26 protein-coding genes are annotated in these 24,707 nt (G+C 67.2%); 13 read left to right on the forward strand and 13 right to left on the reverse strand.

Features of this window, described 5'->3' with window-relative positions:
- The first annotated feature begins 146 nt into the window (after nt 1-146).
- Together AAFN86_RS08860 and AAFN86_RS08865 are read left to right on the forward strand one after the other, a co-directional pair.
- The gene (locus AAFN86_RS08860; protein ID WP_347542935.1) at nt 147-509 is read left to right on the forward strand and encodes a hypothetical protein; all 363 of its coding nucleotides are present in this window, start codon (nt 147-149) and stop codon (nt 507-509) included.
- A 619-nt stretch (nt 510-1,128) separates the two neighbouring features.
- Nucleotides 1,129-1,872: a TIGR02391 family protein gene (locus AAFN86_RS08865; protein WP_347542936.1), complete on the forward strand. Its 744-nt coding sequence runs from the start codon at nt 1,129-1,131 to the stop codon at nt 1,870-1,872.
- 759 nt (nt 1,873-2,631) lie between these two features.
- Here AAFN86_RS08865 and AAFN86_RS08870 read toward each other — a convergent pair.
- From AAFN86_RS08870 to AAFN86_RS08895, 6 genes are all read right to left on the reverse strand, one after another.
- Entirely contained in the window at nt 2,632-2,973 is a 342-nt protein-coding gene (locus AAFN86_RS08870) for a hypothetical protein (protein ID WP_347542937.1), read from the reverse strand.
- A 666-nt stretch (nt 2,974-3,639) separates the two neighbouring features.
- Complete coding sequence (locus AAFN86_RS08875; protein ID WP_347542938.1) at nt 3,640-5,169, reverse strand: type VI secretion system contractile sheath domain-containing protein; 1,530 nt, start codon at nt 5,167-5,169, stop codon at nt 3,640-3,642.
- 183 nt (nt 5,170-5,352) lie between these two features.
- A complete protein-coding gene (locus AAFN86_RS08880) occupies nt 5,353-6,483 on the reverse strand; it encodes an alpha-hydroxy acid oxidase (RefSeq protein ID WP_347542939.1) in 1,131 nt (376 codons plus the stop codon).
- Complete coding sequence (locus AAFN86_RS08885) at nt 6,480-7,496, reverse strand: C-terminal binding protein (RefSeq protein ID WP_347542940.1); 1,017 nt, start codon at nt 7,494-7,496, stop codon at nt 6,480-6,482. Before AAFN86_RS08885 ends, AAFN86_RS08880 begins: the two co-directional genes overlap by 4 nt.
- On the reverse strand, nt 7,496-8,173 hold the full coding sequence (locus AAFN86_RS08890; protein WP_347542941.1) for an RraA family protein: 678 nt from the start codon (nt 8,171-8,173) through the stop codon (nt 7,496-7,498). Before AAFN86_RS08890 ends, AAFN86_RS08885 begins: the two co-directional genes overlap by 1 nt.
- Before the next feature lie 46 nt (nt 8,174-8,219).
- Entirely contained in the window at nt 8,220-9,188 is a 969-nt protein-coding gene (locus AAFN86_RS08895; RefSeq protein ID WP_347542942.1) for a tripartite tricarboxylate transporter substrate-binding protein, read from the reverse strand.
- A 141-nt stretch (nt 9,189-9,329) separates the two neighbouring features.
- Here AAFN86_RS08895 and AAFN86_RS08900 point away from each other — a divergent pair, with 141 nt between their 5' ends.
- Nucleotides 9,330-10,229, forward strand: a complete 900-nt coding sequence (locus AAFN86_RS08900) for a LysR substrate-binding domain-containing protein (protein ID WP_347542943.1) — start codon at nt 9,330-9,332, stop codon at nt 10,227-10,229.
- A gap of 304 nt (nt 10,230-10,533) precedes the next feature.
- On the opposite strand, the gene AAFN86_RS08905 is transcribed toward AAFN86_RS08900, so the two are convergent.
- From AAFN86_RS08905 to AAFN86_RS08920, 4 genes are all read right to left on the reverse strand, one after another.
- A complete protein-coding gene (locus AAFN86_RS08905; RefSeq protein WP_347542944.1) occupies nt 10,534-11,037 on the reverse strand; it encodes a hypothetical protein in 504 nt (167 codons plus the stop codon).
- Nucleotides 11,038-11,309: 272 nt separating this feature from the next.
- A complete protein-coding gene (locus tag AAFN86_RS08910) occupies nt 11,310-11,522 on the reverse strand; it encodes a dodecin (protein ID WP_347542945.1) in 213 nt (70 codons plus the stop codon).
- 126 nt (nt 11,523-11,648) lie between these two features.
- Entirely contained in the window at nt 11,649-13,601 is a 1,953-nt protein-coding gene (locus AAFN86_RS08915; protein WP_347542946.1) for an NADH:flavin oxidoreductase, read from the reverse strand.
- Nucleotides 13,602-14,579: a tripartite tricarboxylate transporter substrate binding protein gene (locus AAFN86_RS08920; RefSeq protein ID WP_347542947.1), complete on the reverse strand. Its 978-nt coding sequence runs from the start codon at nt 14,577-14,579 to the stop codon at nt 13,602-13,604. It lies immediately after the preceding gene.
- 273 nt (nt 14,580-14,852) lie between these two features.
- Here AAFN86_RS08920 and AAFN86_RS08925 point away from each other — a divergent pair, with 273 nt between their 5' ends.
- Nucleotides 14,853-15,182, forward strand: coding sequence for a hypothetical protein (locus tag AAFN86_RS08925; protein WP_347542948.1), 330 nt, complete (start codon nt 14,853-14,855; stop codon nt 15,180-15,182).
- A gap of 71 nt (nt 15,183-15,253) precedes the next feature.
- Here the strand turns inward: AAFN86_RS08925 and AAFN86_RS08930 are convergent, their stop codons facing one another.
- Nucleotides 15,254-15,433 carry a 3-keto-5-aminohexanoate cleavage protein gene (locus AAFN86_RS08930; protein WP_347542949.1) on the reverse strand — a complete coding sequence of 60 codons (180 nt, stop codon included), beginning with the start codon at nt 15,431-15,433 and terminating at the stop codon, nt 15,254-15,256.
- A gap of 83 nt (nt 15,434-15,516) precedes the next feature.
- Nucleotides 15,517-15,972 (reverse strand): enolase C-terminal domain-like protein, encoded by a 456-nt coding sequence (locus AAFN86_RS08935; protein WP_347542950.1) that lies wholly within the window; start codon nt 15,970-15,972, stop codon nt 15,517-15,519.
- Nucleotides 15,973-16,047: 75 nt separating this feature from the next.
- Here AAFN86_RS08935 and AAFN86_RS08940 point away from each other — a divergent pair, with 75 nt between their 5' ends.
- The 3 genes from AAFN86_RS08940 (at nt 16,048) to AAFN86_RS08950 (ending at nt 19,357) form a co-directional block, all read left to right on the forward strand.
- Nucleotides 16,048-16,425 (forward strand): hypothetical protein, encoded by a 378-nt coding sequence (locus tag AAFN86_RS08940; protein WP_347542951.1) that lies wholly within the window; start codon nt 16,048-16,050, stop codon nt 16,423-16,425.
- Nucleotides 16,426-16,767: 342 nt separating this feature from the next.
- Nucleotides 16,768-19,035: a DUF3604 domain-containing protein gene (locus AAFN86_RS08945; RefSeq protein ID WP_347542952.1), complete on the forward strand. Its 2,268-nt coding sequence runs from the start codon at nt 16,768-16,770 to the stop codon at nt 19,033-19,035.
- Nucleotides 19,036-19,141: 106 nt separating this feature from the next.
- Nucleotides 19,142-19,357, forward strand: a complete 216-nt coding sequence (locus tag AAFN86_RS08950) for a tripartite tricarboxylate transporter substrate-binding protein (RefSeq protein ID WP_347542953.1) — start codon at nt 19,142-19,144, stop codon at nt 19,355-19,357.
- 115 nt (nt 19,358-19,472) lie between these two features.
- On the opposite strand, the gene AAFN86_RS08955 is transcribed toward AAFN86_RS08950, so the two are convergent.
- Nucleotides 19,473-19,742 (reverse strand): 2-dehydropantoate 2-reductase N-terminal domain-containing protein, encoded by a 270-nt coding sequence (locus AAFN86_RS08955; RefSeq protein ID WP_347542954.1) that lies wholly within the window; start codon nt 19,740-19,742, stop codon nt 19,473-19,475.
- Nucleotides 19,743-20,033: 291 nt separating this feature from the next.
- Here AAFN86_RS08955 and AAFN86_RS08960 point away from each other — a divergent pair, with 291 nt between their 5' ends.
- Genes AAFN86_RS08960 through AAFN86_RS08985 form a run of 6 tightly spaced genes read left to right on the forward strand, consistent with a single transcriptional unit; the run spans nt 20,034 to nt 24,680 of the window.
- On the forward strand, nt 20,034-20,477 hold the full coding sequence (locus tag AAFN86_RS08960) for a biotin/lipoyl-containing protein (RefSeq protein ID WP_347542955.1): 444 nt from the start codon (nt 20,034-20,036) through the stop codon (nt 20,475-20,477).
- The gene (gene accC, locus AAFN86_RS08965; protein ID WP_347542956.1) at nt 20,474-21,850 is read left to right on the forward strand and encodes an acetyl-CoA carboxylase biotin carboxylase subunit; all 1,377 of its coding nucleotides are present in this window, start codon (nt 20,474-20,476) and stop codon (nt 21,848-21,850) included. The genes AAFN86_RS08960 and accC overlap by 4 nt, the downstream gene beginning before the upstream one ends.
- Complete coding sequence (pxpB, locus tag AAFN86_RS08970) at nt 21,837-22,508, forward strand: 5-oxoprolinase subunit PxpB (protein WP_347542957.1); 672 nt, start codon at nt 21,837-21,839, stop codon at nt 22,506-22,508. Before accC ends, pxpB begins: the two co-directional genes overlap by 14 nt.
- On the forward strand, nt 22,505-23,509 hold the full coding sequence (locus tag AAFN86_RS08975) for a biotin-dependent carboxyltransferase family protein (protein ID WP_347542958.1): 1,005 nt from the start codon (nt 22,505-22,507) through the stop codon (nt 23,507-23,509). The genes pxpB and AAFN86_RS08975 overlap by 4 nt, the downstream gene beginning before the upstream one ends.
- Nucleotides 23,506-23,916 carry a biotin/lipoyl-containing protein gene (locus tag AAFN86_RS08980; RefSeq protein ID WP_347542959.1) on the forward strand — a complete coding sequence of 137 codons (411 nt, stop codon included), beginning with the start codon at nt 23,506-23,508 and terminating at the stop codon, nt 23,914-23,916. Before AAFN86_RS08975 ends, AAFN86_RS08980 begins: the two co-directional genes overlap by 4 nt.
- On the forward strand, nt 23,913-24,680 hold the full coding sequence (locus tag AAFN86_RS08985) for a 5-oxoprolinase subunit PxpA (RefSeq protein ID WP_347542960.1): 768 nt from the start codon (nt 23,913-23,915) through the stop codon (nt 24,678-24,680). The genes AAFN86_RS08980 and AAFN86_RS08985 overlap by 4 nt, the downstream gene beginning before the upstream one ends.
- The last annotated feature ends 27 nt before the right edge of the window (nt 24,681-24,707 follow it).

The following is a 24,707-nucleotide window of genomic DNA, read 5'->3' on the forward strand; positions in this document are numbered from 1 at the left end:
GTCGGCACCGAAACTGTCCTGGCGAATGGGGTTTATGAGAACAGCCGCATACTCGGTCGGTACTCGTGCAGCGGCGCCGCTGCGGCGACCGGAGCGCCATCCGTCCAAACGGTGCCGCAGGCGCGGTGAAGCGGCAGGGGGGTGAGATGGCGTGGACGACGAGCCCTGCCGCCCGCATCGTCGGCACCCACCTGGCGCTGATGGTGGTTTTCGTCGTCGGCTACACCATTGCGGGCGCCTTTTCGGAGGTAGGAGCGGAGGGCGCGGCTGTTTGGGCGGTTATCCTGATGGTGATCTATTGCCCGCCGGTGTTTCTGATTTCCGCATTGCTGGCACTGATCTTTCGCAGCCGGCTTGTGCGGGTGTTCGTGGCGACCGTGGCGACAGCGGCGACCGTTGGCGCGCTTCACCTTTTCGCCGGCGGGGGTGCCGCAGCGGCCGTCGCAACGGTGATCGGGATGGGAACCATGCTTCTGCTGGCGATGTATCCTGCGAGGGCGCCGCGGTGATGATGCCAGCGGCGGGCGCTGTTCACGAGACGCCGCAAGGAGATTTAAGAGGCGATCCATCCCGAGACGCGCAACGGAGCAAACCAGCGCACGAGGGTTCGCCAAGTTGGCGAACCCTCCGACCGCTTCACCGCCGACACAGCCTCCCGCACTGGACGCAGCGAACGCGACGTGCGGCGCGATGCCACGCGCGGCGGGCGGATCCCGGATGCCGACGCACCAAATGAAAACCCCGGCCATCCGCAAGGACGACCGGGGCTCCGTAAGCAGGAAGCAGGCCGGGGGCATTCACGCCGGCTTCCCATGCCGCCGCGAGGATAGCGCGGGAGCGTTTCGGCAGCGTGTGATCCGGATTGCACCGCAAGAAAATGCTCCGACCGTTGGGGGGACAGCCGGGGCGGAGTGGGGTAATCAGGGTGGGAGCAGGGAGCCGCTCCCACTCACCTAACGCGCATCGGCCCGGTGGGTTTCGTTGTTCCGATGCCGTGGACCGCACGATTTTGGCCCGAAAAGTCGCGGGGCATGGCTGGGAGCGGGCCGCTCGGCAGTGCTGAATCTTTCTCTGCCTGAGAAGTTCAATGGCGCCTGATAGGCTCAGATCAGTGGCGGGGGTGGATCCGTGGATCTTACGCAAGTGATCGGTGGGGCTGAGATCGCCCTCGCGCTCGAGCCGGAAGAGCTTGGAGGCGTCATCATTGAACTGGCTCAGACCCCCGAGGACGGACGCCTCCGAGAACGCTTTCACCCGCAGGAGATCAACCAGCGGCTGGCCCAAAGAACGTCAGATGCCTGGCCGCGGGCGCAAAGAGACGAGGTGATGCTTGCTATCTGTGAGGCGTTGGCGTGGCTGGAGACGATGGGCCTCATCATTCCCGACCCCTCGCAGATATCCGGCGGTGGCACACAGTTTCGCATCCTCACTCGGCGCGGTCGGCTGTTGAAGACGCGCGCTAACGTGGCGGCATACCGCGACGCCGGCATCCTCCCATTGGGATTGGTCCACCCCGTTATCTCCGAGAAGGTGCATGCCATGTTCCTGCGCGGCGACCACGATGTGGCGGTTTTCCAGGCCTTCAAGGCAGTTGAAGTAGCTGTGCGTGCTGCCGCGGGACTGCCCAACGAGTTAGGCGTCACCCTGATGCGATCTGCGTTCCACAAGGAAACGGATCCACTCCGTGACCAAGCGCTGCCCGGCCCGGAGCGCGAGGCCGAGATGCACCTATTTGCCGGTGCCATCGGCTACGCGAAGAACCCGGGCAGCCATCGTGAGGTCGAGATGGGCCGGCCCGAGGCGGCACGCTTGATCCTGTTGGCATCTCAACTTCTGTTCCAAGTCGACAAGCGCGGATCGGCGCGGAATTGAAGGCGGCTCAGGAGCGGGGTGAGGTCGCGCAGACCGGCCGACCAAAAAGCGTGCCAGACGGAAACGCTTCGGTGACGATCGCTGAAATCGGCCTGACCGGCAAGCAGGCCGTGCAAGCCAAAAGACTTGCCTCTGCTGGCGAGGCCGCCATCCGCGCCCCGAGGCCATTGGCGTGGCGCGGTGCCTCATCCTCCGGGCAACTGCTCGACCCGAAAGCCCGCCTTCGCCAACTCTGCACATCGATTGGCGCCTATCCCAACCGGCGGAGGCGCCAATCTCGCGCCAGCCCTGCCGCCCTGCCAACTGTAATGCGCCTCGCGGTCAGCATCTCCGCCAGTATCTCGCACGTCCCAGCTACCGTCGCGGCGTCGTGCTCCTGCAAAGCTCTGCCCAACTCGGCCCAGAACGCCTTGTGATGGTACGCCGTGAGCGCGCCATAAGCCGGGTAGCGGGAAAGTGCCGCCAAAGCGCCTTCCGCGAAGTTGGCATCGAGCACCGCCCGTCGAGCATGCGGGGGATAGGTGTAGAGGTAGGCAGGATACTTGCGGGCCATCGGCTTATCGGCATAGCAAATGCTGGCCACCGAAGTGGACCGCCGTTGCAATACAGCGCGGCTGCCGGCCAAGGATCCGGTTCGGGCGCTGCCGTGCGTTTGGACGGATGAACGCGCCGCAGCGATGGCGGCTGACTGACGGTTCGCCGATCGTTGTGGCGCCTGACGAGAAGCGGGATCGGCCAGCAAAGGCGCGCCGGGCGCAGTTACCGGGACGGAGGCCCCGGCGCCTCGTGCCCGCCGCGTGCCTCGTCCTCGGGCCCGACGGCGTGAAGGGCGCTGGCCTCCGTCGGGCGGCCGTCGTCAGCCGCATCGGGCAATGCCTGTAGGCTGAGATCAGCAATCCGGCACAGCGCTTTGGCGAACGCGTGGTGCAGCTCGGGGTCTGACCCGTGAAGGATGTTGTTCTCGGCTGCCGCGGCGGCTTGGCGCAGTTCGTCGGCAGTCCATCCTAGCGGTAGGATCCCCGTCCGCTCCATATGTCCGGTCAGCCTGGTCAGCAGCGTCACGGACACCATGCCCAACAACTTCGCGTCGATCTTCTCCATAGCCGGCGCCTCCCAGTGTGGATCATGCGCCAGAAGATCGCGCCACGGAACCAGTCAGGTGGGTGGCTGTCCGTCGGTGGGTCGCAGCCTATGCGATGCCGCTGCTCGCCCAACGGTTGCGTGGATGAAACGGTTAGGTGTGTGCATAAGTCCGCGGTCGGGTGAACTCCTGCACTTGACGCACATCGCGGGGCAAGTCGTGGGTTCAAGAACAGATAGGACGCGTATGCGGCAGATAAGGCTGTGGTATGCGTGACACCCTGTCAACAACCTCCTAAATAATTGATTCAGAATGATTTTTTGACTTTCCAGCATCCCGCTGGAAGGCCCGCACGTGGCCGCCCTTTGCCCTCGCGGGGGTGCGTCGGTGTGTCTCTAGCAGTCCGATTTTTGGCGGATACTGCGCTATTTTGGCGGCCTGTCTCTGCGCGCCACTACGGCACTACTTTCTTTGTGATGGTTTTGGACGAAATACCCGGAGTGTAGGGGTCGGGGAGCGTCCGATCATTTCCGCGAGCGGAGCAGTCAGCCGACGCAGGCTTGAGAGCTACTGCCCTGAGGATGCTGAGATAGGATGTGCCGCCGGTGCGGCGTGGCGATGATGATGCGCCGGCGGCGCGGCTGGCAGCGGTGCGGCGCTCATGGAAGCCCGAGGCGGGCGCGCTGCTAGGTCCAGGCGATTGGCAGGCGGGTGTCCTGCAGCAGCCGGTTGGCGGTCAGCTCGACCGGCTGCTTTCCCTCGAGGATCGCGGCCACGATGTCGGGCGCGAGATAGGCGATGCGGACCAGCCGAGTGACCCAGGATTGGGTGACGCCTTCTCGCGTGGCGAAGTCGTCGGCGCTGACACCATCGTCCAGGACCAGCCGATCGCGCAGCGCCTGGGCGCGCGCGACGAGACGGATCAGCGCCGGGTCGGTCCGCGATGGCTGCTGCTCGCCATCGACCACCAATGCCATCTCGATCCCGGCCCGGCGCAGCCGGGCCGGGACGGTGATGATGTAGATCGGGATCGGCGCGGCGCTGGGTGCACCTGCCTCGGTGGAGGCAGTGTCGATGTCGGTCCTGACCGACGCCGCCTCACCGCGCAGGACCGCCGGCAGGTCCTGCGCGGTGAGATGCAGCTCGACCTGCTCGGGATGCACGACGACCCTCGGCAGCAGCCGCAGCAGCATCTCCCGGATCTCAGTGGGCGGCATGCTGTCCCACCGCTGGGTGAGGCGCTCCGCCCGGCGGAGCAGCTGCTGGACCTGACCGGCACCATCCGGACCGGTGATGGTGGTGCTGAGCAGCGGCAGCAGTTCCTGCGGGGAGGCCAGCAGGCGCCGGAGGGAGGTTGTCACCAGAAAGGGCGTGGGTATCCCGCCGATTGTCGGCGGCGTGGTTAGGACGAGGAAGCGTGATGCCTCCGAGGCGCCTAGCGCACGCCAGGCCGCTTCCGACGTCCCTGCCGTTGCGTTTGGACAGGCTCTTCCGGCCAAGCCCAATAGGGCTTCCTGAGCGGCGGAGACGAAGGGCGAGAAGGTCGAGGTAGCGATCCCCGCCATCAGGTCGAGTGTCTCGATGTCTTCGGCCGCGTCCGTCCAAGCCAGATCGCTGAGCAGCAACGCAAAGGGCTCGGCGCCGCGGCGTAGGAAGGTGTCATCGTGGATACGCCGCCGCAGCCATTCCACCGTGACCCCATCTGATGGACGCAGCACATTTGCGAACTCCGCGCGGGAGATCGGCAGGACACAGATCTCGACGGCGGCGTCGGTGCCGGCGCGTGCGGTGAGCAGATCAAGCCCGCGCCAGGCGGCTTCAAGGCGCAGGAGGCGTTCGTTCTTCCTGATGCCCTCGAGGCGATCGAGCGTCGGCGTCACGCCGGCCGCGGCAAGTTGCCGCGATAAGCCGATCGGTTCGAAATCGGCCAGGCTGCGGAAAGCCAGCACTACCTCGGTCGATAGGCCTTCCTCGGGCTCGTGAAGTGTGAGCCGAAGGCCCGGCTTCAGGCGCGCCATCGCACCTGCGATCCCGTCGCCGGTGAGCACGAGGAAGCAGCGCTCTGCCGGCGGAGGTAGTCCGATCGTTGAATCTCCGGCCAGATCTGCGAAGATGCCAACCCGAAATGGCAGTTCGCGATCGTATTCGAAGCCCTCCGCTTCGGAGGGGTACGTCATGGTGAAGCGGGGCGGCGGCGCTGTGGATGGCGAGGTCATCAACGCAGGCTCTGGTATCGACGAACACTCACAAGCCTATGTCATGCATGACGGCGGCGCGATGACGATCCCGCTGAGCGCCCGCTGGCCACGCGCCCCGGTGAAGACGAGCTTCCTGTGGGCGGCTGTGCGCCTATCGTCATCCCGGCACTGCCGGTCTCAGCGGAGAGCCCGACCCAGCCCTTACATGGACACGATGCTGAACGGGTCCAGGGCGCTGATATCCGGACGGCCGAGCAGCGCCGTCACCCGCCTGAGCTCCTCGAGGAGAAGCTCGAGCGCCCGAACAACACCGGCCTCGCCTGCCGCCGCCAGGCCATAGAGCGGGACACGGCCGACCAGCACGGCCTTGGCTCCCAGCGCCAGGACCTTCGCGATATCCACGCCATCGCGAATGCCGCCATCCAGCAGCAGTGGCATCCTCCCCGCGGCCTGCAGGCAGGCAGTAAGCATCTCCACGGTCGAGACCATACCGTCGAGTTGCCGTCCGCCGTGGTTGCTCAGCACCACGGCGTCCACGCCGATTGTCGCGATGCGCGCGACATCCTCCGGAGCCACCACGCCCTTCACGATGAGCGGCTCTCGCCATGCTTCCCGCAGGCGTGTGAGGCCATCGAAGGTGAAGGCGGGATCCTTGCCCTCGTTGATGGCCCTGCGCTCGGCCTGGAGGCTGTTGTCCGGCAGGTCCATCGAAATGTTGGGAAAGCGCGGCGGTCCGTGCCGCAGCGTCGCTGCCAGCCAGGCGGGATGGCACAGCGCGTCGATCCGCGTGCGCAGGCGTGGCCGCCCCGACGGCGTGAAATGCCGTGCCTCCCAATGGCGGATGCCGGCGACCGGGGTATCGACGGTCAGCGCCAGCCCCACACAACCCGCATCCCGCGCGCGCGCCAGAAGCCGCTGCGTCGCGTCCCGGTCGCGCAGCGGATAGGCCTGCATCCAGACCTGCCCGCCGGCCTTCGTGACCTCTTCGACCGGCATGTTCGACGCAGCGCTGAGAATGAACGGCACGCCCATCCGCGCCGCCGCCCGCGCCAGCATCCCATCTGCACCCGGCCGCATCATGCCGGCGACGCCGGTGGGCGCCACCATCACGGGCGCCGCCATGTCGAAGCCCAACAGCCGGGTCGTGACATCGACCTGCGAGACGTCCCGCAGCGTGCGCGGCAGGAGAGCCAGCCCATCCAGCGCAGCCCTGTTGCGCGCAAGGGTACGCTGCTGTCCGGCCCCGCCTTCCAGGTAATCCACGACGAAACGCGGCAAATTGCGATGCGCCTTCTCGCGCAGTCCGGCGATGCTGGTCGGCAGCGCCTTCACCGCGGATTCACGAGGTACTGCGGATTCACACAGGTGCGCAGCCGGCCGCTGCGCAGGTAATCGACCAGATAGGTCATGGACAGGCGGCGGATGTCGAGGATGCTCGCCGTGCTGTAGAAGGCCGAATGCGGCGTGAGGATCAGCCGCTCGTCGAGCCATTCCTCGCCGGCGGCCCAGGCCTTGATCAGCGGATCCGCACGGTCCAGCGGCTCCTCCTCGAAGACATCGAGACCAGCGGCGCCGAGATGGCCGCTGCGCAGCGCATCGCTCACGGCGGCAAAGTCCACGATGCCGCCGCGCGCGGTGTTCACCAGCACCGCACCCTCGGGCAGCAGGGCCAGCGCCCGCGCGTCGATCATGCGGCGCGTCTCCTCATTCAGCAGGCAATGGATGCTGAGCAGGTCGCTGCGCGCGAGCAGCGCGTCCAGCGTGTCGAACCTCTCCCACCCGAAGGAGAGTTGATGCCCGACCGGCAGATGCGGATCGAAGTAGCCGACCTTCATGCCGAAGGCTTCGAAACGACGCGCGGCGGCGGTGCCGATCCGTCCGAGCCCCACCAGCCCCACCCGCACGCCGCCGAGCCGCTTCACGGTCTTCAGCAGCCGCGCATCCCAGCTGTCGTTGGACCGACGCAGCCGACGGTCATAGGCCTGGATGCCGCGCAGCAGGGCGAGCGATAGCCCGACCGCATGATCCGCGACCTCAGTCGTGCCGTAATCCGGCGTGTTGATCACGGGAATACCGCGCTCTCCGGCCGCCTTCAGATCGACGTGGCCGTAGCCGACGCCGCCCTGCGCGATGCATCGGCAACAGTCGAGTTGCGCGATGATCTCCGCCGGCAATCGGTGCGCGCTGCGGCAGTTCAGCACCGCATCCACGCCCGCATAGTCGCCGGGATCGGGCAGGGTGCCCTGCACCGAGCGGCGGAAGACGAGCTCGACGCCCGGGCCCGCCGCGGATTCCTCCACGTCCGGCACGGTGTCGTAGAGCGGATCGATGACCAGGATCTTCATCAGTGCGTCTTCTGCCAAAGGGAGATGAGCGCCTCGGCATCGAAGCCGGGCGCACGGGTCGCGCGGATCATGGTCTGCTCGTTCGCCAGCAGGGCTTCGATCGCGCCGGGAAGGGCATCGAGGTGGTCGGGCGGCACGATCATCGCGCCATGACGGTCGGCATGGATCAGGTCACCGGGATGCACCGTCAGCCCGAACACGCTCACCGGTTCCCCGATGCCGCGGATCTGGGTGAAGCCGTTGCCGAGGCAGATGCTGCCCGCGAGGATGGGGAAGCCGTCCAGCGCATCGAGGTCGCGCACCGCGCAATTGGTGATCACGCCCGCGCAGCCGAGGCCGCGATGGATCGCCGCATGCACCTCGCCCCAGATGGAACCGAGGCCAGGCCGCTCGCCCACGTCCTGCATCACGACGATGCGCGGCCCCGGCCCGCTGTTGACCATGCGGTAGTAGCCGAAGCGGATGCGCTCCTTCTCCGCCTGGGTCAGCGGGGCAGGGGCGTCGGAGGTCATGCATGCCGTCACCGCGTAGCCGACCATCCGCATGGCGGGATCGCTGGTGATGGGGCGGCCGAACGTCAGCCCCTCGATGCTGTGGCCCCGCAGCTTCGTCAGGGCATTCCAGACGGTGGGCGTGTCGTATCGCCGCAGCGTGGCGATGATCGCATCGGTGTCCATGCGGGGCATCCTTGGCGCGCGCGGGACCCTGGCCCCGCGCGGCGCATCAGTTCAGGGTGATACTCCCGCGCGTGACCACGCGCTTCCAGCGCGCCGCATCCTCCGCCAGCGTCGCGCCGAAGGCGGCGGGGCCATCGCCCACCGGGACCAGGATCAGCGGCTCGAGCCGCGCCCGCAACTCCGGCAGCGCGAGGACCGTCCGCACCGCTTCGTCCATCCGTGCGATCGCGGGGGCCGGCGCGCCCGCGCGGGTGACGAGGCCAATCCACACGCGCACATCCATGCCGGGGATGCCGAGCTCCGTCGTGGTCGGCAAGGCCGGGAACTGCGCCAGCCGCGCATGGCCTGCGGCGGCGACCGCTCGCAACTCGTTGCGATCGAGCGCCGGCTTCACCGAGGCGACGGAGCCCAGCGTCATGTCCACGCGACCCGACATCAGGTCCGCCATGGCCTGGCCGGTGCCGCGATAGGGGACGTGCAGGAAGCTCGCGCCCGTCTCCTGGTTCAGGATCTCCATCATCAGATGCGTGACGGAGCCGGTCCCGGGCGAGGCGTAGGTGATGCTGCCGGGGCGGGCCTTGGTATCGGCGATCATCTCGTTCAGCCCGGGCTGGCGCAGCGACGGACCGACGGTGAAGATGTAGGGCGTGTCGACCAGATGGGTGACCGGCACCAGGTCGCGCATCGGATCGAAGCTGAGGGGCTGCGGCATCGCAGCCGCGATCGTGACCTGCCCGCCCGAGGCGACCAGCAGGCTCGTCCCGTTCGCCGGCGACTGCACCACATTTTCCGCGGCGATCAGGCCGGCAGCACCGGTCCGGTTCTCCACCACCACCTCCTGGTGCAGCCGCTCGCCGAGATACGGCGCCATCAGGCGCGCGAGCACGTCGACCGAACCGCCCGGCGCGAAAGGCACGACGAGCCGGATCGGACCAGCGCCGCCGCTCTGGGCCAGGGCCGCCATGGGCAGGCTCGCGCCGGCCGCAGCCAGCAGGCTTCTCCTCAAGATGGGCACGTCGTGATCTCCCCTAAAGGACGGCCGGAGCGACTGGGGCTTTTCAAGCCTTCGCATTATCATCAAGGCAGAACCATCATAGTGTCCAATCGTATTTCTTCGGGTAATTATCCATAAATACTATGAGGGGCGGGCTCGCGAATGATCACCCATCGCATGGTCGAAGCGTTCCGTGCCGTGATGCAGAGCGGCAGCGTCACTCGAGCAGCGGGCATGCTGAACATATCGCAGCCCTCGGTCAGTCGCCTGCTGGCTGACCTTGAAACGGGGCTTGGCCTACGGTTGTTCGAGAGGCGCGGCACGCGGCTGAACGCCACAACAGACGGCGTCGAACTCTACGACGAAGTGGAACGGTCCTTCCTTGGCCTCGCGCGCGTACTGGATACGGCGGAACAGATCCGCACCCGCCATTCCGGGGTGCTGACGGTCGCCACTATACCGGCTCTGGGAAACACGCTGCTGCCGGAGGTGCTAAAGGGGTTGCAGGTGCTGCCGGACGCCCCCTTGGTCCGGCTGCATATCGTGCCGTCGCAGCAGGCACTAGGCATGCTAGCCCAGCGCCGCTGCGATATTGCCTTCGCGTCGATTGCGCCCGCTCCAGAAATCGGTCGACAGGTTGCCGCTTTCCCGATGTACGGGCGCGTCATCCTACCAGCCAGCCATCGCCTCGCAGGCATTCCGCATAAGCTGACGCCAGACATACTCTCGGACGAACCCATGGTCGCGCTGGCGGCGCATTCGCTTATGCGGATCGAAACAGAGCAGGTCTTCGCCCAGCGCGGCACGCCGTTTCGCGTGGCAATCGAGACGATGCAGGCCTTCTCCGCGGCGCAGCTCGTCCAGGCCGGATTCGGCTGGGCTATCGTCGATCCGATGACCGCCCGCGCCCATGAGGCTGCCGGCGGCGTCAGCCGTGCGTTCGAACCGGCGATCGATTTCTCGTTCGGCGCCTATGCGTGGCGTATGGACGATAAGGTCGGCCGGATGGAGCGCTTCGTCGTCGCAGTCGCCGCCTCTGTCGCGTCATTGCCGGCGAATTGATCACGGCGGCAACGACAGACTACCCCGCATCGCAGCGAACATCCGAACCCAGAAATCTCACCAAGGCCTCCGCCATCGCCACTGCCCTAACCGGCACAGGCTAGGGAATCGGAACACGATTTAGTCAGACACATTATCTCTCGAATTCGTTCGAGGGAAACGTGCTCTAGGTCATGTGGACTCTAGGGATTCCCTGGCTGATGGAAGCATGATTCAAAGCTGCCTTTTGGAGGCGGCGGTTGGGCGTGCTGGCTCGGTTGATCCTGGATGACGCGGCGTGAGCGCGTATGATGGCCATATGCCTTCACCAATGCCGATGGCTGAAGGGCTCGAGGAAGGCAGCGAGCGGACGGGAGAGGTAGGAGTAGCTCCAGGAATCGTCCCACTTCGCGTTCGTCCCGTGGCGGTCCTTCACCCAGGCGAAGAAGGCGTCATGCCCGAGGAGGAACCAGTCCCGCCCCGGGATAGCGCCGTATGGATCGGGGAAGAGCATCCAGATGCCGCGACCGCCGTAGCGCGTCCCCTTCACGGTGGGCCGTCCCTTCAATTGGACGGTCTGGAGCAGCCCGTTGGCGCGCAGCCCCGTGTCAGTGATGCGCAACAGGATGCGCTGCCCATCGATCTGCCAGGCCTCTCGCGCGTTGTGGGCACTGGTAGGCTCATCGCTGACCAACCCCTGCCTGATCAGGGACTTCGCCAAGGTCTGTCGCGCGCCTGCAGGCAGCCATTCGGGCGGGACCGCCAGGCGGTCATCGCGCTGGCTGGCGTGGCTGAGAATGATGTGCTGGGTGTCGGAACGCTTCGCCATCGGTGGGTTCCTGGTCCGCACCCGATGATCCAGGTGCTACCAGCCCGAGCCCCGCGGCTTGCGCCTCAGCGGGGCAGCGCGGCGTTCTCCATCGCGCAAACGACCATTTGCTCCGAAGCCGCGCGAAGCCAAGCGAAGTTCAGGATCATGTTGTTGCTTTCTGAGCAGACTGTAAGGCGCCGCAGGGGGCATGCAATGTTCGGCAACGCCCTTCCATCGGCCGGCAAGACGCCGACCTCGCATGCCTCGCTGTCGTCAATATTGGCGCCCCGTTATTCCTCGACGCGGAACCCGACTTTTATGCTGACCTGGTACTGGGAGACTTTGCCATCCTGCACACGCCCGCGGATTTCGCCGACCTCGAACCATTCGATGTGGCGCAGTGTCTTCGCTGCGCGGGCTATCGCGGTTTCGATGGCATCACTGACGGACTTCTTCGAGCTGCCGACCAGGTCGGTTCTTCGATAGACGGGTTCGTCTTGCATCGTTCACTCCCTGGGTTGGCCCCAATGGGGCGAGGCGATCGTAGCACCTGGCTCCTGGGAGAGCATGGGAATCACATCGGCCGTCGGCCGCGGCCATCGCGTGCCGCCGTCGATGGAAGGATCTGCTCACAGCATCTGCCCCGCCCGCTGGCCATCCCGAACCGCGGATAGCATCAGCCGCGGTGCCACGGCATCGCCAACCCGCAGTGTCGCTATCCCATGTTCGGCCAGCACGCCCCCCAACTCGTCACTTGGCCGGCGCGGCGTGGCGTAGGTGAAGAGGGATACGTCCGACAGGACCGTCTCCGCCCGCGTCAGGACGTGACGTATGCGCAGCGCAGTTCCGTCCATAGCCACGGGTTCACGGTGGATCAGCACCTCGAGCCGGTCGCCCATGGCTGCCAGGCGGCGATGCACCCCTTGCGCGTAGATCGCCGGCACGTCGCGCGCGATCGCGTCTCGCGGTGTCAGCAGCACGAGACGGTCGAAATGTGCCAGCAGCAACTCGGCAGCCGCATAGGTGGCCGCCGTGTGGTCATGATCGAATAGCACCGCAAGGCCACCACGCGGCCGCACCTCGTCCAGTATTGCGCTGACAGCGCTGCGCAGATCCTGCCCGCGAGCTTTGGCCTCGCGTGGCGGTATCATCACTGCTCCGGTCGCGAGCACCACCGCCTCGGGTGACAGGGCCATGACGTCCTCCGCACGGCTGCCCGCCAGCCGCTCTACCCCGGCTGCGTCTACCCGACGATCAAGATACGCCAGGAAGCGCCCGATATCGGCGCAGCTGGGCAGCATGGCGTGCAGCCTGGCTGCGCCGCCGACCGCCTCGCGGCTGCTCAGCAGCGTCACGGTGTGGCCCCGCTCTGCCGCGACGGCCGCCGCCTGCAGCCCAGCGACACCCGCGCCTACCACAACGACACGACGCGGTATCTCGGCCGGCGCGGGTGGTGGCGCTGCGTCTGCCGGGGTACCCGCCTGCGGGTTCACGCTGCACGCCACTGTCGAGGCACGGTCGATCTCGTTCCAGCAGGCGTTGCAGTAGATGCAAGGCCGGATCTCCTCGGTCTGGCCGGCCTCCGCCTTGGCAGGCCACTGTGGATCGGCCAGCAGCGGGCGGGCCAGCATCACCATGTCGGCATCACCGGACGCGAGTAGCGCTTCGGCCATGTCTGGCGAGACGATGCGACCGATGGCTGCGACCGGCACCGCCCCCGCGGCTTGGCGCAAGGCCGTCCAGGCCGCGCGGAAGGGCATGGGCGCTTCATGCATGTCGGGTGCGTGCATCCACAGGCTCGGCCCATGGCTGCCCTGGCTGAAGCAGAGCCAGTCCGGCGGCGTGTCCGCGACGATCGCCCCGACCAAAAGCGCCGCTTCGGCGGGCCCGATCGAACCGGGTACGCCGTCATCCGCTGGCATCTTCAGCCCGATGATGAAGTCGCCGCCGCAGCGCGCCCGCACCGCCGCCAGGATGGCCCGGGTGAAGGCGCTGCGCCCGAAGGCGTCGCCACCCCACCGGTCGTCGCGGAGATTGGTGACTGGCGAGAGGAACTGCAGCGGCAGGAAGCCATGGGCGGCCGAAATCTCAACCCCGGAGAAGCCAGCGCGTTGCAGCCTGAAGGCGCTGTCGGCGTATTCCTCGACGAGTCCCTCCACTTCACTTGCGGTGAGGGCTCGCGGTACCGTCCAGGACGCGGCATCCACCACCGCCGATGGCCCGACCGCGTTCAGCGACCGCACGTCACGATGGGCATTGCCGGCGTGCCAGAGTTGCCCGACCAGTGCCGTCCCGTGGCGCTCCACTGCCTCTGCGAGGCGCGACAGGCCTGGCAGTTGCGCCTCGTCATACGCCGCCACCCGTGCCGGCACCGCTGCCGAGCGGCAGGCGGCCAGGGCTTCGGTCACGATCACCCCGGCGCCGCCCGCTGCCCGCGCAGCAAGATGCACAAGAAGCGCTTCGGTCACGGCGCCATCGCGCGGCATCCGCGTGGTCAACGCGCCGAAGCCGATGCGGTTGCGCAGCGTGCGCCCTGCCAGCCGCATGGGGCTGAACAGGTGCGGGAATGCCGTGGATGTCACTCAGCCGGCCGCCGCGCCGGAGGCCTCGACGGCCCGGCGCCACTTCACGAGTTCCCGCTGATGGATCGTCGCGGCCTCCTCCGGCGTCGTGCCGGTAACGGTTGCGCCGAGCTCCGTCAGCCTCGCGCGGATTGCCGGCTTGGCAAGTGAGATACGCGCCTCCGCGGCCAGCTTCTCGATGATCGGCGCCGGCGTCCCTGCCGGCGCGAACAGCATGACCCACGCTCCCGCATCGAAGCCCGGCACGGTCTCGGCCACCGTCGGCACATCCGGCATCAGCGCGGACCGTTCGGCGCCCGTCACGGCGATGGCGCGCAGCTTCCCCTCAGCCAAGAAGGACGGCAGCGTCAGGATGCCTTCGATGCAAAGCTGCACATCGTTCGACAGGATGGCCTGCACGGTGACCAGCCCACCACGATAGGGGACATGGGTGGCGTTCAATCCGGTAGCGGCGCGCAGCATCTCCATGGCCAGATGGTTCGTCGCCCCGACGCCGGAGGACGCATAGTTCAATCGCCCTGGATTGGCTTTGGAATAGGCCACCAACTCGGCCAGATTTCGCACCGGCAGGGCGGGCGATATCACCAGCACCTGCGGGAAGGTGACCATATGCACAACCGGCACAAGGTCGCGCACTACATCGTAAGGCAGGTTGCGCGTCATCGCCGGGCCGATCGCCATGTTGCCTGGCGACCCAACGAGGAAGGTGCTGCCATCGGCGCGGGACCGGACCACGGCCTCGGTGCCGATGTTGCCGTTTCCGCCGGTGCGATTGTCCACGATGAAGGGCTGGCCAAGCCGATCAGCGAGATCCTGCGCAATCAGCCTGGCCACAACATCGACGGCCGAACCCGGCGTGTAGGGGAAAATGAAGCGCACTGGCCCCGCGGGCCAGGCCGCCTGCGCATGTGCGCGCGCTACCGGCAGCACGGCCGCAGTTGCCAGTATGCCGCGGCGTCCGAGGGTCGTTCCCATCATAGCATCGCTTCTCCCTGTGGCCGCTTCGATGGCGGCCATTCGCCCACTGGGCGTCAGCAAGTAGAAGCGGGTTCGCGGTCGCGGGCAAGATGACGGCATTGCCGCCTTCGGCACCGCGGTCCGCACAGCACGCCTGTCGCTGTGTTCGACAATCTCTCAGTGCGCTGTTCAGTCATGCCCCGCCCCTTGCTGAGTGCCCACGCTATTCGACGGCGCGGGCTGTGCCCGGGAAGACAGTGCAGACGACTTGCAGGCCTCCATCACCACCCTGCGGTGGAAAACATCCCGTCCAAGGCCTGGACCGGCGGCGCCGCGATGGCAGATGCCTTGCTGAACAAGCGCATGACAGTGCGGCCGGGGGCAGAGGTAGCCTTCGCTCAGATCGGCATCGTCGGCTTCGACGGGCAGATCGAGCTCGAGGCGCTGCGGCTCTTGCGGCACACCCGAGCCACGAACGTGCCGAGCTTCGCCTACGCCAGGGCAAAGGCGATCTGCGTCTCCGTGTCGCGCGACGCCTTCATCGGCAGTCCTCCCGCTTCAGGTCGGAAACACTGCCGGAACGCCGTTCCAATCGCCGGGTCAGGTTCCAGGTTCAGGGCCTGAGGCGGGCGCCACTGCCGCCGCGGTCAGCCCTGAGTGGGATGCTGGGCCGAGCAGGAAGCGCAGCCGAAACATCACGCGGCCCTCCGCGCTGCGATGGGCGGCAGGCCGAGGATGCGTCGCGCCGTGGCGGCATCGGCCACAGGGCGGCCTGCCTCGGCGGCGAGTTCCGCCGTGCGATGTACCAGCGCGGCGTTCGACGGCGCAAGGGTGTGCCTGTCGAACCGAATGTTGTCCTCGAGCCCGGTGCGCACGTGAGGCGGTCGAAGGCCGCGGCATCGACATCGTGCGGCACGCGCACGTCCATCCGAACATGGTAGAGCATGGGAATTCCTCCTCAGCCGCGCGCGAAGCGGCGCAGCGCGTGGGCGTCGAGCGTGACACCGAGGCCGGGCCCCTCCGGCAGGTGGACGTGGAAGTCGGCGAAGCGCAGCGGCGCGCCGACCAGGTCCTCGACGAGGATCTGCGGGCCGAAATGCTCGCATCCCCAGGCGAGGTCCCGCAGGCCGGCGAAGGCGTGCAGATGTGCCGCCGCGCCGATCGAGCTCTCGAGCAGGCAGCCGCCATAGAGGGCGATGCCCCCGGCCTCGGCGACCGCCGCGACCTTCTGCAGCCCGATCGGGCCGCCATGCTTCACCAGCTTCAGCGAGACGGCATCCGCGGCGCCGGCCTGCGCCACTGCCATCATGTCCGCGGGCGTGAAGACGCATTCATCGGCGAGGATCGGCGCGGTGGTGCGGGCGCGAACGCGCGCCAGCCCCTGCACGTTCCAGGCCGGCAGCGGCTGCCCCATGCTCTCCGTCTCATCATCGGCAAGGGCGAAATCTGGGACAGCTACGGGCCTGTATCCTTCGCCAAGGCCAAGGCGATGATTGACGTTGCGACTGCGGACGCGCGCATCGACGAAACTTCCGGCGCCATGCGCGAGGCCCTGATGAACTGGTCGGCCCGCATCGCCGGGCAGGCGTCCCGGCCGAACCGCCAGCCGGTCATTGCGCTGGCTGGCATGGCTGTGGATCACGCGTCGGCTGTCGGAAAGCTTCGATATCGTCGGGCACGGGTTCCGAACCAATGGATCCGGATGCTGCCAGCCAGAGCCCTGCCGATTCCCCATCGGGTGCCAGGAACGTCATTTGCGCTGCGCGGGTGTGGACATTCGCTTCATTCGAAATGCAAGCGCAATGAGAGTTGGCGCACATTGACGGCAATTCTACTCACGGTCGGATCGTGTTTGGCGGTAGCCTGATACCAACACTTCTCCATCGGTAGGTTGGTTCACGGCTCCTCGGACAAGCCGCTGGAAGTTCGCGTTGTGCTCCAGGCGATCACTGCTCGTGCGCCTTCCCACCGCGAGCGTTCAGTTGCGAACTCGCACTGGATGGTTTCCTCCGCTGGATAGCAAGCTCGTTGAAGTGAGTCGCCGAAGCCTTACTGGTCGCCGCCCACCTGGCCGGCGGCCTGCGCGTGCTGGCGTTGAAATTGATTGGCTGACGCAGCGCGCACAGGAATCTGGTCGCGGTCGCGGCGGGCCCTTCGCTGGCGGTCGGGCTGCAGTTTCTGCTCAACCTCGGCTGAAGGCCTATCCAAGATGCCCCATATCGCCAGCCACACCGATTACATGGCCCACGAGATCGGCACCGCACGGCTGGTGGACGGTCACGCGCAGGAATTCGAAGCCGGCAGCCATCAGAGCTTCGAGATTACCTTCACGGCCGGCCGCTTCGGCATGGATGATACCGGCAGCATCCGTCTGGTGCACCGCTTCGCCTCCGACATGGGCACGCCGCAATTCACCGATCCCGCGGCACCGAACTACGTAACGGCCACCGCCTCCAACGGGGCAAGGCTTGAGCTCTCGTACAACCCGCGCCTGAACATGCGCCCGTGGGGTAAGTGCATTACCGTAGCGGTTGGGCGCGGGTATCTCGCGCCCAGTGACACGATCACGGTTCGTCTGGGTGACCGCAGCGGCGGTTCGCCTGGTATCCGGCTCCAGACCTTCTGCGAAGACCGGTTCGAGTTTCGCGTGCTGGCTGACGTCTTCGCCTGCTTCAACTGGGCGCTGCTGCCGGAGCAGCCCTGGATTTCAATCGTCCCCGGTGCGCCGGAGATGTTCTGTAGCGTCCTGCCAACACTTCGCCGCGCGGCCGAACCGTTTGCGCTGTCGCTCCGCGCAGACGATCGCTGGGGCAATCCGTCGCATCTCGTACGCGGGCGGTTTCGACTGATTTCCAGCGCTCCGGTCACCGGCCTTCCCGATAGCTTTGAATGGCCACAGGGCGCGCGCAGCCACCGCATCGAGGGGCTGCGCGCGGAACCAGGCGACGTGATTGTCACGCTGCTGGACGAAGCCGGTGCCACGCTGGTGCAGACCGCGCCGCTGCGCTTGGTGGACAGCGCAGAGACTTTCCCCTTCTGGGCCGACATGCACGGCCAGTCGGACGAGACGATTGGCACCAACTCCGCGCGGCGATTGGCAGAATACGCCCGCGACCTCGCCTTCATCGATGCCATGTGCCACCAAGGTAATGACTTCCAGATCACAGCGGCGTTCTGGCGCGACCTGAACGCGCTGACCGCGGAGTTCAACCAAACCGGGCGCTTCGCTTTCTTCCCCGGCTGGGAATGGTCCGGCAACACCGCGCTCGGCGGCGACCGCAACGTGGTGCTGAAGCACGAGGGCGGCACGTTGCACCGATCGTGCCACGCGCTCGTCGAGGATCTTTCCGACGCCGACAAGGACGCGCTTGATGTGAAGACTCTGCACGCGACGCTGCGCCAGGAAGGCGACGTGCTCTGCCTGCCGCATGTCGGCGGCCGCTACGCCAACCTGCTCTACGCGCACGACAAGAAGCTCGAACGCAGCGTCGAAGTGCATTCTGACTGGGGCACCTTCGACTGGCTGCTGATGGATGCTTTTTCGACGGGCGCGCGCGTCGGCATCGCAGCGAATTCGGATGGCCACAAAGGGCGGCAGGGCGCCTCGCATCCCGGTGCATCGCTCTTCGGCGCCTATGGCGGGTTGACCTGCTACCTGGCTCAGGACCTGTCACGCGACGCGATCTGGGACGCCATGCTGTGGCGCCGGCAATACTGCACAACCGGTGCGGCGCGACTGCATTGCGCTGCGTGGGCCGTGCTGTCCAGGGACGCCGACCTGCACCGCGATGACCCCGCCCTGGGCGGTGCGCCGGTCGGGCGGACATCACGCGCTACGCTCGGCAACATCCTGACCGGTGTCGTGGATGAGGAGGTGGAGTTCGGCTTTGAGATCAACGCCGGCGTGCCGATTGAGCGCGTCGAGATCCACAACCGCACCCGCTTGATCGAGACGTTTCGTCCTTACGCCCAAGCCGATCTTGGGCGCCGCGTCCGGGTGCTGTGGGAAGGCTCTGAATACCGTGGCCGTGGGCGCGAGACGATGTGGAAGGGCGAGATCTCGCTGAAGGGCAATACCTGGCGCGATGCACAGCCCATCAATCGCTTCAATTTGGACCGGCGCTTTGATCCTTCCAGCAAGGGCCTGTCTTTCGACGGAGTGACCACCGGCGGCTTCATGGGCGTGGAAGCGATGCTGGACGACGCTGAAGCCGGTCGCCTGGCCGTACAGACCAACCTTGCAGACGGCGAGGTTGAGATCGCCGATCTCGGCGCGGACGAGAGGGTGTGGGAGGCCGGCGGCCTGGGGCGGCGCCTGCGTGCTTTTCGCCTGCCCGACATCAATCCGCATCGCAGCCTTCGCCAGATCCGTCGCATCCGATTGCGCCGTGACGAAGACAATGCGCTCTACATCCGCGCGACCTTGGAGGATGGGAATGTCCTCTGGTCGAGCCCGATCTACCTTGTAACGGCCTAAGCCCACGCCCCGGAAGCCTGGCAACAGCACACCGGAGTGAACGATACGACGTTGTGACCTGCTGCTTGGCGCCACACTTGCCGCCCCCGCGCATGCGCAGGGATGGGTGCCGATCCGCCCGATCAACCTGAACGTGCCGCTCGCTCCGGCCAGCACCGCCGATATGCTCGCGTGCACTTTGGCGGAGGCGTGGGCGGCGCGGCTGGGTCAATCCGTAACAGTGGATAACCGGCCCGCGGCCGGCGGCGCTATCGCCACCGAGCAGCTGAAGAACGCGCCACCATGCACGACGCCAGGCTCGATAACGGTGCAGGAGGAATAGACGACGCCCACCGAAGCACGATCGACGCTAAGACCGTCGCGCGCACCGCGCCGCCGAGGTCGAGCCACGGCAGCGGCTAACCTTCGAGCTTCCCGCCGTGATGGTCGAAATACCATCAGGGCACGGCGTTCAAGGCCAAGATCACCGCGGCATCACGGCGCAGCAACGGAGCGATCCCGGCAGCGACGGCGGGCAGGGTGGGGGCATTCACGGGGACCATCACCGCATCCTGCGGGCCGAGCTCGCCCGGGTTGGCGCTCGCGTGCGGCTGGCAAGCCATGATGCCTTCGGGCGTGTTCACCGTCAGGCCACGCGACTGGATGGCAGCGAGCAGCGGTCCCCGCACAGCCGGCGAGACATGCCGCGAGATGTCCGCAGATGGCACCCGCGCCGCAGATGCGGATCTTCAGGGAATGAGCCTCTCTCAAGGGCCGCACACCATCGCGGCAAGGTTCGCGAGGTGCCGGCAGAATTTCAATTATCGAAAATACATTCCGATTGACGGAAATTCGGCAAGAGCTGGGCGCGGTAAAGAACGCCCCTTTCCGTCACAAGCGCTGGCATGCGAAAATTGCGTTGCGTGGCATGACATTTCGCGCAACGGTATGCGCCAGCGCGATGCGGGCTACCCACCATCGCGGCTGTTTGCGCGCCCGTGCTTCCCTGAGGACCCCGCATGGATCTGGCTAAGATCAAAGCCCTCATCGACCTGGTTTCTCGATCCCAGGTGACTGATCTGGAACTCACGGAGGGCAACACGATACTCAGGCTGAGCCGGTCAGGTGGGGCACCGGTCGCGCGTCCTGCGGCGGATCTCGGCCCCGCGCTGCGTATGCCGGCCGAGGCGGAAGCGCTGCCGCCCACTGCCGAGGCCCCCGCGCCAAGCGATGCCGTGCCGTCCCCATCCTTCGGCGTGTTCCACCGCACGCCGGCGCCGGGCGCGCCAGCCTTCGTCATGGTTGGTGCGACGGTCGAGGCCGGGCAGACCCTGTGCCTGATCGAGGCGATGAAGGTGTTCACCGCCATCGCAGCGCCGCGTGCCGGCACCGTCGAGGCCATCCTCGTCGAGTCCGGCGAGGAGGTGGAGGCCGGCCAGCCGCTATTCCGGCTGCGCGCATGAGCCGCTTCGACACCGTCCTCGTCGCCAATCGCGGCGAGATCGCGCTGCGCATCATTCGTGCCTGCCGCGAAGCCGGGTTGCGCAGCATCGCGGCCCATTCGGCGGGCGATCGCGGCGCACCATGGCTGGACGCGGCCGATGATGCCATCTGCATCGGCGGCGCGCCGTCGCGCGACAGCTATCTCAACATCCCCGCGCTGCTGCTGGCGGCAGAGGCCATCGGCGCCGGAGCGGTCCACCCCGGCTACGGCTTCCTCAGCGAGAATGCTGCCTTCGCCGAGGCGGTGGAGGATGCGGGCCTGGTCTTCATCGGCCCGACGCCGGCCTCCATCCGCACCATGGGCGACAAGATCGCCGCCAAGCGCGCGATGATCGAGGCGGGCGTTCCCTGCGTGCCGGGCCCCGACGAGCCTCTGCCCGACGATGCCGAGACGATCGCGCGCATCGCCACGGAGATCGGCTATCCCGTCATCGTGAAGGCGGTCGGCGGCGGCGGCGGCCGCGGGATGCGCGTCGTCGCCTCGGCCGAGGCGCTGGCCGAGGCGGTCGCCATCACGCGCAGCGAGGCCGGGCGCGCCTTCGGCCGCAGCGACCTCTACATGGAGAAGTTTCTCCAAACCCCGCGCCATGTCGAGATCCAGGTGCTGTGCGACACGCATGGCAACGCGATCTGTCTCGGCGAGCGCGACTGCTCTATGCAGCGCCGCCACCAGAAGGTGGTCGAGGAAGCGCCGGCGCCAGGCATCGCGCCGGACATGCTGCGCGACGTCGGGGAGCGCTGCGTCGAAGCCTGCCGCCGCATCGGCTATCGCGGCGCGGGCACCTTCGAGTTCCTCTACGAGAACGGCGCCTTCTACTTCATCGAGATGAACACCCGCGTGCAGGTGGAACATCCGGTGACGGAGATGGTCACAGGCATCGACATCGTGCGCGAGCAACTGCGCATCGCACAGGGCGAGGTGCTCGGCATCGCCCAGGCCGATGTCGCCTCGCGCGGCCACGCCATCGAATGCCGCATCAATGCCGAAGATCCCTTCACCTTCGTGCCATCGCCGGGCCGCATCACCGGGCTGCGCCTGCCGGGCGGGCCGGGGCTGCGCGTCGATACGCATCTGACGGCGGGCTACACTGTGCCGTCGCACTACGATTCCCTGATCGCCAAGGTCATCGCGCATGGCGCGACGCGGGACCAGGCGATCGCGCGCATGATCGCCGCCCTCGCGGAACTGCGGATCGAGGGCATCACCACCAACGCGCCGCTCTGCACCGCCATCATGCGCGAGGACGGCTTCCGCGCCGGCGGTGCGGACATCCACCACCTGGAACACTGGCTCGCTTCACGCGCGGCGGAGGGCAGCGATGCTGGTCGATAACCAACTGACGCAGCCGCGCGTCAGCATGCTCGGCACCACCCATCTGCTGTTCGAAGCGCCGGGCGATTTCGACCTGACGAACCAGCGCCGCATCTGGACGCTGACGCGCGTGGTCGCCGCCTGGCCGGGGGTGCGGGAAGCTTCCCCCTGCATGACCAACGTCATGCTGACTTTCGACACGCCGCCGGAAGACCCGGACCGTATCGAGGAAGCGCTCGTCGTCGCCTGGAACGAAGCGGAACCGGACCAGACTGAAGGCCGCGTCGTCGATGTGCCGGTGATCTATGGCGGCGAATACGGCCCCGACCTGCACGAGATCGCTGCCCATGCGAAGCTGCCACCCGAGGAAGTCGTGCGGCTGCATACCGAAAGCCGGATGATTGTCTTCGCCGTCGGCAGCCATCCCGGCAATGTCTATCTCGGCGGACTCGACCCGCGCATCGCCATGCCGCGCCGCAAGGTGCCCCGCATCCGTGCCGAGGCCGGCACCGTCTCCATCGGCGGGTTCCAGGGCGGCATGGGCGGTACAGTGGGGCCGAGCGGCTGGAACTGGCTCGGTCGTACGACACTGCCCGTCTTCGATCCCCACCAGGACCCGCCTGCGCTGCTCGCGCCTGGCGACATCGTGCGCTTCCGGGCCGAGCGGGTGATCCTGTGATCGAGGTTCTCGACATCGCGCCGCTCGCCTCGGTGCAGGATCTCGGGCGCGCGCCGTATCTACGCTACGGCGTCAGCTATTCCGGGGTGATGGATCGGCTCGCGCTGCTGGCCGGCAACGCCATGCTCGGCAATGCGGATGATCTCGCCGGCATCGAGATTCAGGCGTTTCCGTGCCGCTTCCGTTTCCGCGAAGCGGCCGATTTCGCCGTGACCGGCGCCGGTTGCGCCGTCACGCTCGACGACGCGCCGATGCTGCCCTGGTGGGCCGGCCGTGCGGAGGCCGGACAGGTGCTGACCATCGCCGCGCCGCGCCGCGGCGCGCGCGCCTACCTGGCCGTGTCTGGCGGCATCGACGTGCCAGTGATCCTCAATTCCCGCAGCACGCAGTTCCGTGGTGCTTTCGGCGGGCATGAGGGGCGCTGGTTGCAGGCAGGCGACGTGCTGCCGGTCGGCACGGCAACTGCCGGGCTCGCCGCAGCGGGCTTCGGCGCACAGCCGCCGGACGCCGCGCTGCCGGCCGACTTCGCACCGGAGGATTTGCAGCCGAACACGACTGCGGTCCGCGTGCTGACCGCCGGCGAGTACGAACTGTTCACCGAGGAAGCGCAGCAGCGCTTCTGGGCGACCGCTTGGAAGATCTCCGGCCAAAGCAACCGCGCCGGATTTCGACTGCTCGGCCAGCCGCTCGACTTCGCAAAGCGGCTTGAGATGCGGTCCCACGGCATCGTGCCGGGCATCGTGCAGGTGCCGCCCTCCGGCGAGCCCATCATCCAGATGAGCGACGCCCACACGGCCGGCGGCTACCCGAAGATCGCGACGGTGATCGAGCCCGATCTGTGGCGCCTTGCCCAGGCGCCGCTCGGCAGCCGGCTGCGCTTCGTTCCGGTGGCCTACCGGGATGCGCTGGTGGCGGTGCGACAGGCGGATGCGTGGGTCGCCACTCTGCGTCGCCTGTCGGGGCACTACCGATCGCTCTGCGGTACGGGACGACGGCCATGAATACGGATGAGGTGCGGCAGATCGCCGCGTGGCTCGAAGCCGCCGGCCTCGACGGCTTCGAACTGACGACGCCCACGGCGCGGCTGCGGCTGACGCTGGGCGGCGGGACACCTGTCGCGGCCGCGCCGTTGCGGGTTCAGCCGGCATCGGAACCGCCCAGCCTCGCCGCGCGCGGCACGGGCGAATTCCTCGCGGCGCATCCCTATGCCGACGCGCCGCTGGTTCAGCCGGGGCAGCGCGTGCGGGCCGGCGACATCGTCGCGCTGCTGCGCACGGGCGCGCTGATCCAGCCCGTCACGGCCAGCGAGGACGGCATCGTCGGCGCGCTACTCGCGAAGCCCGGCACGATCGTCGGCTTCGGCAGCCCGCTGATGCACTTCACCCCCGAGGCGAGGACCACGCCATGAAGATCGATCTCAACTCCGACATGGCGGAAGGCTTCGGTGCCTACCGCATGGCCGAGGACGAGACGCTGCTCGACATCGTCTCATCCGCAAACCTCGCCTGCGGCTTCCATGCCGGCGATGCGGTGATCATGGACCGAACCGTGCGCATGGCGCAGGAACGTGGCGTGGCGATCGGGGCGCATATCGGCTTCCCGGACCTCATGGGCTTCGGCCGGCGGCTGATGCAGATCGATCCGAAGGAGATGGAGAAGCACGCCATTTACCAACTCGGCGCGCTGGAGGGCATCTGCCGCGCCGCCGGCGTCAGGATGGCGCATGCGAGTTTCCACGGCGCGCTCGGCAACCTGATCGCGGTGGACCAGCCGATGGCCGATGCCATGGCGCGCGCGGTGCGGGCCTTCGACAAGACGCTGTTCGTCTCCTCCGCCCCCGGCACCGCGATCGCGCATGCGGCCGAAGCGGAAGGGTTGCGCGTCTTCACCAAGTTCCTCGCCGACCGCGCCTATGACGCGAAGGGGCTGCTGGTGTCGCGCAAGCTGCCGGGGTCGATGGTGAAGGATGCCAACGCGGTGCGCGAGCGCGTGGCGCGGCTGCTGAAGGACGGCACCGTCGTCGCGATCACCGGCGAGGTGCTGGCCATGAAGGTCGATTCCATCCTGATCCACAGTGACACGGCTGGCGCGGTCGATCTGGCGCGCACCATTCGCGGCGCGATCGAGGCGGCGGGCGGCACCATCGCCCCCTTCCCGCAGACATTGGGCTGAGATTTCGGGAGCGGGACATGCCCCGCG

The organism is Roseomonas sp. CAU 1739 (genome assembly GCF_039839775.1).
Taxonomy (GTDB): Bacteria; Pseudomonadota; Alphaproteobacteria; order Acetobacterales; family Acetobacteraceae; genus Neoroseomonas.